At 71.3% G+C, this 11837-nt stretch carries 10 protein-coding genes; 7 read left to right on the top strand and 3 right to left on the bottom strand.

The features are described 5' to 3' along the window. Positions 1-114 precede the first annotated feature (114 nt). The 4 genes from ACFYO0_RS11085 to ACFYO0_RS11070 are packed head-to-tail and all read left to right on the top strand — an operon-like array spanning position 115 to position 5082. A complete protein-coding gene (locus tag ACFYO0_RS11085; protein ID WP_388673486.1) occupies positions 115-1257 on the top strand; it encodes a sugar ABC transporter substrate-binding protein in 1143 nt (380 codons plus the stop codon). A 60-nt stretch (positions 1258-1317) separates the two neighbouring features. Then, complete coding sequence (locus ACFYO0_RS11080; RefSeq protein WP_388673484.1) at positions 1318-2907, top strand: sugar ABC transporter ATP-binding protein; 1590 nt, start codon at positions 1318-1320, stop codon at positions 2905-2907. A gap of 16 nt (positions 2908-2923) precedes the next feature. Continuing rightward, positions 2924-4036, top strand: coding sequence for an ABC transporter permease (locus ACFYO0_RS11075; protein WP_388673482.1), 1113 nt, complete (start codon positions 2924-2926; stop codon positions 4034-4036). Between the two features lie 2 nt (positions 4037-4038). Then, complete coding sequence (locus ACFYO0_RS11070) at positions 4039-5082, top strand: NAD(P)-dependent alcohol dehydrogenase (protein ID WP_388674238.1); 1044 nt, start codon at positions 4039-4041, stop codon at positions 5080-5082. Between the two features lie 206 nt (positions 5083-5288). Here ACFYO0_RS11070 and ACFYO0_RS11065 read toward each other — a convergent pair whose 3' ends face one another. From ACFYO0_RS11065 to ACFYO0_RS11055, 3 genes are read right to left on the bottom strand one after another with little or no spacing between them, the layout of a single operon-like run. After that, positions 5289-6116, bottom strand: a complete 828-nt coding sequence (locus ACFYO0_RS11065; protein ID WP_388673480.1) for a ThuA domain-containing protein — start codon at positions 6114-6116, stop codon at positions 5289-5291. 2 nt (positions 6117-6118) lie between these two features. Beyond that, positions 6119-6883: an SDR family NAD(P)-dependent oxidoreductase gene (locus ACFYO0_RS11060; protein WP_388673478.1), complete on the bottom strand. Its 765-nt coding sequence runs from the start codon at positions 6881-6883 to the stop codon at positions 6119-6121. 54 nt (positions 6884-6937) lie between these two features. Beyond that, on the bottom strand, positions 6938-8167 hold the full coding sequence (locus ACFYO0_RS11055; protein WP_388673476.1) for an acyl-CoA dehydrogenase family protein: 1230 nt from the start codon (positions 8165-8167) through the stop codon (positions 6938-6940). 196 nt (positions 8168-8363) lie between these two features. Between ACFYO0_RS11055 and ACFYO0_RS11050 the strand changes: the two genes are divergently transcribed. Genes ACFYO0_RS11050 through ACFYO0_RS11040 form a run of 3 tightly spaced genes read left to right on the top strand, consistent with a single transcriptional unit; the run spans position 8364 to position 11781 of the window. Beyond that, positions 8364-9902 (top strand): AMP-binding protein, encoded by a 1539-nt coding sequence (locus ACFYO0_RS11050; RefSeq protein WP_388673474.1) that lies wholly within the window; start codon positions 8364-8366, stop codon positions 9900-9902. Between the two features lie 48 nt (positions 9903-9950). After that, the gene (locus tag ACFYO0_RS11045; RefSeq protein ID WP_388673472.1) at positions 9951-10556 is read left to right on the top strand and encodes a histidine phosphatase family protein; all 606 of its coding nucleotides are present in this window, start codon (positions 9951-9953) and stop codon (positions 10554-10556) included. Between the two features lie 31 nt (positions 10557-10587). Continuing rightward, positions 10588-11781, top strand: coding sequence for an acetyl-CoA C-acyltransferase (locus tag ACFYO0_RS11040; RefSeq protein WP_388673470.1), 1194 nt, complete (start codon positions 10588-10590; stop codon positions 11779-11781). Positions 11782-11837: the final 56 nt, after the last annotated feature.

Here is an 11837-nt window from a genome sequence, read left to right as displayed (position 1 = left end):
GAGTTGCGCCGCCCTGGCCGCAGTGCCGCTCGGTCACCCCGGCGGCCCGCGCCGTACCCCACGACGGCGGTTCACGCAGCTTTCTCGACCCTTCATGCGTGGGAGCACTCAACGATGAGTTCCAGACCCCGTAGCGCGGTCCGCCGCGCCCTCACCGCGATCGTCCCCGTCATCACGCTGCTGACGCTCTCCGCGTGCGGCGGCGGTGCCACTCCGGCCGCCGAATCGAAGCCGGAGGCGGCGTCCGACTCCCCCGGCCTGGCCGCAGCCTCGAAGGCCATGGAGCAGTACATCCAGCGCCCGGCCAAGATCCCCGTCACCGAGCCGGTGGGCAAGGAGATCCCCAAGGGCAAGAAGATCGATTTCATCCTGTGCGGCGTCCAGTCCTGCAAGGACCTGGCCGACTACTTCACCGCCGGAGCGAAGGAACTCGGCTGGGAGGTCAAGCAGATCGCCACCCAGGGCACTCCGGAGTCCGTGCAGGCCGCCTACGAACAGGCGGTGCGTGACAAGCCGGACGCCGTCGTCGCCTCCGGGTTCCCGCGCGCGGTGTACGCCAAGCAGTTGGCGCAACTGAAGAAGGCCGGCATCCCTGTCTTCCAGTCGAACGCCGACGACGTGGTGGGCGACGGCATCTCCCTGCTGAAGAACGGGCCGGCGGACGTGGACGTCCAGGGCACGATGATCGCCTCGTGGGTCGTGTCGAACAGCGGCGCGAAGGCCAACACCGTCTACTTCGACCTGCCCGCGTACACGATCCTCAAGCCCGTCAGGGACGGGTTCGAGACGAAGTACCGCGAGTGGTGCGAGGGCTGCGAGCTGGACACCGTCGACGTGCCGATCACCGCGATAGGCAAGGACATGCCGGACCGGGTGGTGTCGTACCTCCGCTCGCACCCGAAGGTGACCCACGTCGTCTTCTCGCTGGGCCTGCTCAACGTGGGCGTCCCGGCCGCGCTGAAGACCGCCGGAATCAACGGCAAGCGCATCGTCGTCAACGTCGGCGACGCACAGAGCTACCAGTACATCGAGGGCGGTCTCACCGACGCTGCCATGGCCCTGAACCAGTACGAGACCGCCTGGATCCAGGTCGACGCGCTGGCCCGCCACTTCACCGGCCAGTCCATGAAGGTGGATCAGAACGCGGATCTGCCCAACATGCTGGTCACCAAGGAGAACCTGCCGTCCGCCGACGGCGACTTCCCGCTCGTCGAGGACTACAAGGAGCAGTTCAAGGCGCTCTGGGGCCTGAGTTGACCGGCACGGCCCGCCGTCGGCCCCGTGCCGGCGGCGGCGCCATCCACGGATGGAGGAGCGGTGCACGCTGACACCTCGACGCAGACGTCGCACGGGCGGCACGCGGGGACGGCGGAGGTGGACCGCCCGGTACTACGGGTGGAGGGGCTGTCGAAGCGATTCGGCGGAACCCAGGCATTGAAGGACGTGGACCTCGAGATCGCCCACGGCGAGATCCACGCACTGATCGGGCCCAACGGTTCCGGCAAGTCCACCCTCATCAAGATCCTCGCCGGCTATCACCACGCCGAGCCCGGTGCGGTCGCCGAACTCGACGGCGAGCCGTTCGACCTGGGCCATGTCACCGGTTCGCGGCACGACCGGCTCCGCTTCGTCCACCAGGAACTGGGACTGGTGGAGGAGCTGAGTGCCACGGACAATCTCGCGCTCAGCCGCGGCTTCGCCCGTACGGCGTTCGGCAACATCCGCTGGCCGGAGATGGAACGGCGGACGACCGCACTGGTCGAGCGATTCGGCCTCGGCATCGACGTACGCCGGCCGCTGGCCACGGCCACCCCTGTCCAGCGCGCGGTGGTGGCCATCGCCGCCGCGCTGCAGGGCTGGGAGGGCCGGCGCGGCGTGCTGGTGCTCGACGAGCCGACCGCCGTGCTGCCGCCGGGCGAGGTGACCCGCCTCTTCCAGATCGTGCGGGAGATCCGCGACGCGGGTGCCGGCGTGCTGTACGTCTCGCACCGCATGGACGAGATCTTCGCGCTCGCCGACCGGGTCACCGTGATCCGTGGCGGACGCCGGATCGCCACCCGCCGGGTCGCTGAGCTCACTCCCCGGTCACTGGCGGAGCTGATGGCAGGTCAGGAGGTGGAGACCGCCCACCGGCCGCAGCCGCCCTCCGGCGCCGTCGGCGGGGTCGGGGAGACGGGCGAGGCCGCGCTGGAGGTCAGAGATCTATGGGTCGGCCCGCTGCGCGGCGTCGGCTTCGACCTGGCCAGGGGCGAGCGGCTGGGCATCACGGGCCTGGTCGGCTCCGGCCACGAGGCAGTGCCGTACGCGGTGTGCGGGGCCTGGACCGGGCCGGTGCGCGGCCGGGTGCGGATACCGGAACGCTCCCCACGGTGGGTCGACGCGCGGGACGCCGGCGGACTCGGCATCCCTTTGGTGCCCGCCGACCGGGCGACCGAGGGGGTGGTCGGCGACTTCTCGGTCGCGGAGAACCTGACCCTCCCCCTGCTCGACCGGCTCCGCGCCCGCTTGGGCCGACTGCACCGGGGGCGGGAGAGCGCCCTCGTCGAGGAGTGGATCCGGCGCGTGGAAGTGCGTACGGCCGGACGCGGGGCCCCGATCACCACGCTCAGCGGCGGCAACCAGCAGAAGGTCGTCATGGCCCGCTGCCTGGCCCAGCGGCCGCCGGTGCTGGTGCTGTGCGAACCGACGGCGGGCGTCGACGTCGCGACCCGGCAGCAGCTGTACGAGCTGATCGAACGTCAGGCGGGCGACGGCATGGGGGTGATCGTGTCCTCGTCCGACACGGAGGACCTGCTCACGCTGTGCACCCGCGTCCTGGTGGTGCGGGACGGCCGGATCGTGCGGGAGATCAGCGGCCGGGACATCACCGAGCCCGCGCTCGTCCACGCCATGGAAGGAACCGAGTGAGAAGGAACCGAGTGACATGACATCCACCCCGACCCGGCAGGCGGAACACCGGCCGGTCACCGACCCGGACGCCCCCGCGGTGTTCACCGCGGGGACGCCCGTCGCGCTGGGCCGGCGGGCGGCGGCCGCCCTGTCGTTCCGGAACATCGGCGCCGTCTACGTGTGGCTGCTCATCGCCGTGATCTTCTCCGTGTGGGCGCCGGAGACGTTCCCGACCGCCACCACGGTCAAGCAGGTACTGAACGGCAACGCCGTGGCCGGTCTGGTGGCGCTCAGCGTTGTCGCTCCGCTGGCCGCACGCGTCTTCGACCTCTCCGTCGCCTTCACCATGTCGCTGACCAGCGTGCTGACCGCCCGTTTCCTGGTCTCCGCGGGCCTCGGCCCCGGCACCGCGATCACCCTGGCGATGACGGCTGCTCTGCTGGTCGGGGTGATCAATGGAATCGTGGTGGTGGTGCTGCGGGTCGACTCGTTCATCGCCACGCTCGCCACCGGCGCGCTGATCCAGTCCCTGATCACCATGGTGACCAACGACAGCTCGATCACCGGCCTCCAACTGCTGGCCAAGCCGTTCTCGAGCATCGCCCAGCTGGACGCCGGCGGCATCACGCTGCCCGTGCTGTATCTGCTCCTCGCCGCGATGGCCATCTGGTTCCTGCTGGAACACACCGCCACCGGCCGCCGGCTGTACGCGACCGGCTTCAACGAGAACGCGGCACGTCTGCAAGGAGTACGCACCGGCCGACTGCGCTTCATGACGCTGGTTACGTCCGCGCTGCTCTCCGGTTTCGCCGGGGTCGTGTTCGCGGCCTCCGTCGGATCCGGATCGCCGACCGCCGGCACGCCGTACCTGCTGTCGGCCTACGCCGCGGCCTTTGTCGGAGCGACCCAGCTGCGTGCGGGGCGCTTCAACGCCTGGGGCACGGTGATCGCCGTACTCCTGCTTGGCACCGGAATCACCGGGCTCGGCCTCGCCACCAGCGCGCAGTGGGCCACGAGCCTGTTCACCGGCTCGGTCCTCATCGTCGCGCTGGTCCTCACGGGTGGGCGGATCGCCCTGCCGGCGGTTCTGCGCCGCCGGAAGTCGCCGCCCGCCGAGCCTGTAACCACCCCTGACAAGGAGTTCTGATGATGAAAGCGGTTCAGTACCGGACGGCGGGTGCCGGGCCCGAGGTGGTCGAGGTTCCGGTGCCCGAACCGGGCCCGGGCCAGGTGCTGCTGAAGGTGACGGCCGCCGGGCTGTGTCACTCCGACCTGGCCGTTATGAGCTGGCCCGAGGAACAGTTCCCCTACCCGCTGCCGATGACGCTCGGCCATGAGGGCGTCGGTACCGTCGCGGCTCTGGGCAGCGGTGTCACCGCGGTCGCGGAGGGCGACGAGGTGGCGGTGTACGGACCGTGGGGCTGCGGACGCTGCCGTACCTGCGCCGAGGGCAGGGAGAACTACTGCCCACACGCCGCCGGGCTCGGCATCATGCCGCCCGGCCTGGGCTCTCCCGGTGCCCTCGCCGAGTACATGGTGGTGGACTCGCCACGCCACCTGGTGCCGTTGGGCGGACTGGACCCGGTGCAGGCGGCACCGCTCACCGACGCCGGGCTGACGCCGTATCACGCGATCAGGCAGGCACTGCCGAAGCTGGTGCCCGGCAGTACGGCGGTGGTGATCGGTGTCGGTGGGCTGGGGCATCTCGCCGTGCAGCTGCTGCGCGCCCTGACGTCGGCCCGGGTGGTCGCTCTCGATGTGAGCAAGGAGAAGCTGGAGTTGGCGCGAGTGGTGGGCGCTCACGAGACGCTGCTCTCCGATGGTGAGGCGGCGACACGGGTACGGGAGCTGACCGGCGGCACCGGGGCGGAGGTCGTGCTGGACTTCGTGGGGGCCGAGGCGACCTTGGCGGTGGCCGCCGCGTCGGTGGCGGTGGCGGGTGACGTTACCGTCGTAGGCATCGGGGGTGGGACTCTGGCGGTCGGCTTCGGTGGTGGGCTGCCGTTCGGGGTGTCCGCGTCGGCGCCCTACTGGGGGAGCCGGGTGGAGCTGATCGACGTTGTCGGGCTTGCGCGGGAGGGGCTGGTCTCCTCCCATGTGGAGACGTTCTCGATCGAGGAGGCTCCGTCGGCGTACGAGCGCCTGCATGCCGGGGAGATCAACGGCCGTGCGGTGGTGCTGCCGCACGGGTGAGGTGGGGCGCGTGGGGTGGGGCGGGGTGGGGCGGGCGTTTTTCGCCCCCGCCGCCCCTACTCATTTCCCATCCTCTGGGGCTTCGTCCCGGACCCACCAGGGGCTTCGCCTCGGACCCCGTCTCGGGGGCCGGCCCCCGGAAACCCCGCTCCTCAAACGCCGGAGGGGCTGATCTCAGCCCCTCCGGCGTCCGAGGACGAGGCCGTTCAGGCCGAAAGCGGAGGTCTGGGGGCGGCAGCCCCCCGGGATGGGACGGGTAGGGGCGGCGGGGGCGAAACCACCCTCTCCACACACCGCCGCAACACCGTCACGAACTCCGTCGTCTCCCAGGGCCCGCGGTCCACCCGTCCGGTGTCATCCACACCAAGGTCCTGCACGTCGTAGCGCCCGCGGCAGTGCCCGAGCGTGAAACAGCACACCTCACCGAGACCGTGTCGCTTCAGATACAGCACAGGCCGGGGCGCGTCGTCGAGCGCCGCCGTGTCGCCCTCGGCGAAACCGCGGCACGGCCCCGTGTACTCGGCGTGCAGCAGCACTTCCAGCTCGCCGTGCAGCTCACATACGTACAGCTCGTCGGTGACCGTGAACGGCTCGATCCCCGCGACCAGCGGATGGTCGGGCCGGGTGACCTGGACCTCGTACGGTTCGATCGGCGGATGGGCGACAAACTGGCTGCCGAGTACCTCGGCGAGCTCTCCGAGGAGCCGCGGAGTGGTGAACACCCGCGGCATGCCGGGCGTCGGCGCCTCGATCACCGCGTTGGTGCCGTGCAGGGCGAGCCAGCGCCCGCCCCGCTCGACGAAGCGGGCCAGCGCGGCCCGTTGGGCCGGGCGGGGCCGGACGTCGCAGGTGTACGTGATCAGCAGGTCGGCCTGCTCCAGCTCGGCCACGCAGTCGTAGTCCTGGTGGACCGTCGTACGCACCTGGGGATGCTCGCCGAGCAGTTCCAGCAGCCGCAGCCGCGCATAGTCGAAGTCGTGCCACTTGCCGCCGCAGACCAGTACGGCGTCCAGCCGGCCGGCCGGGCCCGCCACGGCTAGTACTGGACGCGGGTCAGCAGCCCGCCGTCCACCACGAGGTTGACGCCGACGCAGAAGGAGCCGGTCCTCCCGAGCAGGAACGCCACCGCCGCGGCCACGTCCTCGGCGGTGCCGTAGCGGCCGATGGGCAGCTTGGCGAGCACCTCCTCGTAGACCTCCGGACGGCTGGTGCGGATGGTCTCCCAGGCGCCACCGGGGAAGTCGATCGGACCGGGAGAGACCGTGTTGACGCGGATGCCCTTGGGAGCGAGGGAGTGCGCCAGAGCCGAAGCGTGCTGGACGACCGCGGCCTTCATGGCGGAGTAGGAGTTGGCTCCGGCGGGGCGGGCGGTGTCGGAGGCGTTGGTGGTGCCGATGGCGACGACGGCGGCGCGGTCGGAGGCTTCCAGGTAGGGCATGGCTGCCTCGACGAGTCCGGCGAACGGGACCAGGTCACCGCGCAGGCTGGCCTCCCACGACTCGGGTCCCTTCACGTTGCCCGCCGACACGTTGGACACCAGCAGGTCCAGGCCGCCGAGTTCTCCGGCCGCCCGCTCCACGAAGCCCGCGAGCGCGGCCGGGTCGGTGACGTCGACCGGCTCGGCGAACACCGTCGCTCCCTCGCCGCGCAACTCGGCGGCGGCCTTGGCCAGAGCCTCCTCACCCCGGGCGCACAGCGCCAGCGCACAGCCCTCGGCGGCCAGGGTTCCCGCGATCGCCCGCCCGATACCCCGGCTCGCACCGGTCACCAGTGCCTTCGTACCTGTCAGTCCAAGATCCATGGAGTCACTCCTTTGTGATGACGAGATGGCGTGATGGCCATAGCGGCCGGTGTGTCAGTTGCCGGGGAGCTGGGAGAACGGCATCCGGTCCACCCGCGGTTCCGGCGGCAGTTTCAGTACGCGCTCGCCGATGAGGTTGCGCTGGATCTGGTCGGTGCCACCGGCCAGCCGGTAGCCGGGGGCGCCGAGCAGGTGCTGGGTCCAGGCGAACGTGCCAGGTTCCCCGGTGTCTGCGCTGATCCGGGCGCCCATCAGCTCGGCGGCGACCTGACCGGTGCGGCTCAGCAGGTCGGAGGCCATGAGTTTGGTCAGGGACGCCTCCGGGCCCGGCCGGTCACCGGCGGCACTCGCCCTGGCGACGCGGTCCACGGTGGCGGCACGGAGCGCGGTACGCACGTACAAGTCGGCGAGCTGCTGGCGAACCAGCGGATCTCCCGTGCGGTCGAGCGAGCGCGCGAGGGCGAGCACGTCCGGGAAAGTGCCGCCCTTGCGCCGGTTGCCGCTGCCGGAGGCGGTCCGTTCGAAGGCGAGGGTGGTACTGGCGACCTCCCAGCCCTGCCCCGGACGCCCGATCCGCAGCCGGTCCGGAACGCGTACGCCGCTGAGGAACACCTCGTTGAACGAGGTACCGCCGCTCATCTGGCGGATGGGGCGCACCTCCACGCCGGGCGCGTCCATCGGGACCAGGAACGCGGTGATGCCGGCCTGCTTCACGACGTCCGGATCGGTGCGGGCGAGCAGCAGCCCGAAGTCGGCGAACTGGGCTCCCGAGGTCCACACCTTCTGACCGTCGATCACCCAGTCCTCGCCCTCCCGCCGGGCGCGGGTGCGCAGCGCGGCGAGGTCGGATCCGGCACCGGGCTCGCTGAAGAGCTGGCAGGCCAGCAGGTCCGTTCGCAGGAACGACCGTGCGTACTCGTCGCGATGCTCGGCCGTCCCGAACAGGGAGACCGCCATCGCGACCAGGCGCACGGTGACGCTGATCAGCTCGGTGGAGGGCGGCACATCGAAGGCCGACTCCTCCTGGGCGAAGGCCGCCACGTGGGCGGCGGTCAGGCCCGCGCCGCCCTTGTCCCCGGGGAGGGTCAGGGCCTGGTACCCGGCGTCGAAGCGGGCGCGCTGGTAGACGCGGCAGCGTTCCAGCAGCAGGCGTTCCTCGTCCTCGGGGAGGTTGTGGAAGACGGCGAGGTCACCGGTGGCCTCGGTTTCCCGGGCCGGTTCGAGCACGGTGGCCAGCCACTGCCGGACCTGTGTGCGCCATGCGTCCAGATCGGGCTGGGACATGGCTCCTCCTCAAGAGCAGTTACCAGATGGCGGGTTCAGTAACGGGGAGAGTAGATGCGGCCCCTTGCCCGCCGGAGCCATGGGCGGATGCTTCTGGCTCGGGTCAGAGTGTTCCGTACTTTCTTGATAAACGCTACAGTCTCGGCATTGACTCTCCCACGCACCGGGAGGGGCCCGAGGAGCCGCCGGAGGAGCCATGTCTGTGCTACCACTCGACCGTCGCGCCCAGGAGACGCCCCACGAGCCCGCTCTCGTCGACGATCAGGGCGTGCTGACCTGGTCGGAGCTCGCCGACCAGGTCGCGCGGGCGGCGGTACGGCTTCTGGAGATCGCGCCCGGCCCCGACGACCGGGTCGCCGTCCTCGGCGACAACGCGATCCCCACCCTGGTGGCCCATCTGGCCGGCTTGCGCGCCGGAGTGGGAACCGTCGCCACCTCCCGGCACCTGATGGTGGGCGAACTCGTCGACCAGATCACCGACGCGGGCGCCACCGGGATCATCTCCGGACCCGCCGGTGCGGTCGCCGCCCTGGAGGCGGCCCGCGAACTCGGCCTGCCGCTCGTGACGCACGGAACCCCGGCCATCGGGCACTCCTTCGAGTGGGACCTGTGGCTGGCAGCGGCGCCCAGTGGGCAGAACCTGCCCACAGGCCGGGCCGCCCGGCCGCCCCTCGTCTACACATCCGGAACCACCGGCCGGGCACGCGGCACCGAGGTGCGCTGGGTGGGCGGTCCGGTCGCCGACAGCTCCGCGTACCTGGTGGCGATGGCGGCCCGCCCCGGATTCCCGCCGGGACCGCACCTCGTGTGCGGCCCGCTGCAGCACAACGCGCCACTGACGTCCCTGCGGCACCTGGCGGCCGGTCAGCAGGTGGTCGTACTCGGCGGATATGACGCGGAGGCGTTCCTGCGCCGTGTCGAGGAGTGGCGGGTCACGTCCACGGTCATGGTGCCCACCCATTTCCAACGCCTGCTCGCCCTGCCGGAAGAGGTGCGCAGCCGGTACGACGTCTCCAGCCTGCTGCAGGTCTCCCACACGGGGTCCGCCTGTCCACCGGACGTGAAGCGGACCATGATCGAGTGGTTCGGGCCGGTGCTGACCGAGTCGTACGGCGCCAGCGAGGCGGGCACCGTGGCACGCATCAGCAGCACCGAGTGGCTGGCGCATCCCGGTTCGGTCGGGCGAGCCCAGCCCCCGTATGAGGTCCTGGTGACCGACGACGACGGCCATCCGCTGCCGCCCGGCGAGCTCGGACTACTCGCGTTCCAGGCACCGGAGGGCAGGGGGGTGCGCTACCACGCGGACCCGGACAAGACCAAGGCCGCCTATCTCGCGCCGGGCGTCTTCACGCTCGGTGACATCGGCTACGTCGACGCGAGTGGCTACATCTTCATCACCGACCGGGCCGCCGACGTCGTGGTCTCCGGCGGGGTCAATCTGTACCCGGCCGAGAGCGAGGCGGTACTTCGCCGCCACCCTGCGGTCGCCGAGATCGCGGTCATCGGTGTGCCCCACCCGGACTTCGGCGAGTCGCTGCGTGCCCTGGTTGTGGCCGCCGGGGACGAGCCGTCGGCCGAGGAGCTGGACCGGTTCTGCCGCGACCAGCTGGCCGCCTACAAGTGCCCCAAGTCGTACGAGTTCGTACCGCGACTCCTGCGCAACGCGATGGGAAAGCTCGACAAACGCGCGATGCGCCGCCCCTACTGGCGCTCCGAGCGCACCATCGCCGGCTGAGCCACGACAAGCATCTGCGCCCGCCCCACGTACGTACGAAGGATCCCCATGACTGAACTCCTGCTCATCCGGCACGGCCTTCCCCTGGCGGGCGTCTACGACCCGGGCCTTTCGCCGGAGGGCACCGCCCAGGCCGAACGTCTCGCGGCCTGGCTCGTGCACGAGGACGTCGACGCCCTCTACACCAGCCCCTTCCAGCGGGCCCGCGAAACGGTGGCCCCGCTGGAGCGGCTCACCGGCATGACCGCCGCCGTCCTCGACGACCTGCGCGAGTGGGACACCGACGTCTCGCACCCCTACACGCCGCCGGAGCAGATCCGCGCCGACGACCCCCGTTCGGTGGCGCTCTCCGAGGGACGGTACGAGGACTTCGTGCCCGACCTGGACTGGGACGCCTTCCGGGAGCGGGCGGCGCGGGCCATGGACACCATCCTGGACGCCCACCCCGGCGGGCGGGTCGCGGTCGTGTGCCACGGCGGCATCACCAACACCTACCTGGCGACGGTGCTCGGCCTCTCCCGCATGTTCTGGTTCCACCCCGGCTACACCTCGGTCAGCCGGGTGCGACGACTGCCGGGCGGACGCATCGTTCTGCACTCGGTGAACGAGACGGCCCACATGGTCGCCGAGCGCGCCGTCGACGCCGTCGCCTGACCTGTCCACATCCCACCTGGAGGTCCCGGCCGTGCCCGGATCCGTCATAGTCGCCGGCGCCAGAACACCCATCGGCAAGCTGATGGGTGCCCTGAGCCCGCTGTCCGCCGCCGACCTCGGCGCACACGCCGTCAGCGCCGCTCTGGCCGCCGTACACCTGGACCCTGCCACGGTGGAAGCCGTCTTGATGGGCCATGTCGTCCAGGCCGGGGCCGGTCCCAATCCGGCACGGCAGGCCGCCGTCGGCGCCGGCATTCCGTTCGCCGTACCGGCGAGCACCGTCAACAAGCTCTGCCTGTCCGGTCTGCACGCCATCGCCCTGGCCGACCTCATGATCGCCTCCGGCCGTCACGAGGTGGTCGTCGCGGGCGGGATGGAGTCCATGTCGGGGGCCCCGCACCTGCTGCGCGGAGCCCGTACCGGCTGGAAGTACGGCCCGGCCGCGGTCGAGGACGCACTCGACAGGGATGCCCTCGTCTGCGCCTTCGACGGGGTTTCCATGGGTGCGGCCACCGAGCGGTACCAGCAGCCGCTCGGCTTCACCCGTGAGGAGCAGGACGAGTACAGCGCACGGTCGCATCAACGGGCCCTGCGCGCCCAGGAGTCCGGCGCGTTGGCTGAGGAGATCGCCCCGGTCACGGTGGCCGGGCGCCGGGGCGAGGAGACGGTGGTGGCGGCCGACGAGGGGATACGGCCGGGGAGCACCGCGGAGAGCCTGGGGCGCCTGAGGCCCGCGTTCTCCGCCGGGGGCACCGTCACCGCGGGCAACTCCTCACAGCTCTCCGACGGCGCCGCGGCCGTCATCGTCATGAGCGCGGAACGCGCCCGGCGGGACGGACTGACCCCGCTCGCGGAGATCGGCGCCTACGGCACCGTCGCGGGCCCCGACCCCTCCCTGCTCGTCCAGCCGGCCGGCGCGATCCGCGACGCCCTGTCCCGGGACGGCAGGCTCAAGACCGCTGACCTGGACCTGTTCGAGATCAACGAGGCGTTCGCCGGTGTGGCCCTGGCCTCCGTACGGGAGCTGGACATCCCGCTGGAGCAGGTGAACGTCAACGGCGGCGCCATCGCCCTGGGACACCCGGTCGGCATGACCGGCACCCGGCTGGTGCTGGCCCTCGCGACAGAACTCGGGCGGCGCGGAGGCGGTACCGGAGCGGCGGCCCTGTGCGGGGGCGGCGGCCAGGGCGACGCGCTGCTGCTGCACGTACCACCGCGAGCCTGACCCCGCACCTCTCACCCGCGTCCATCCCCACATCCGTACGAGACCAGGTTGACCCA

The sequence above is a fragment of the Streptomyces sp. NPDC006365 genome (genome assembly GCF_042870755.1).
GTDB lineage: Bacteria > Actinomycetota > Actinomycetes > Streptomycetales > Streptomycetaceae > Streptomyces > Streptomyces xiangluensis.
This window is presented reverse-complemented; position numbering and strand designations above follow the sequence as displayed.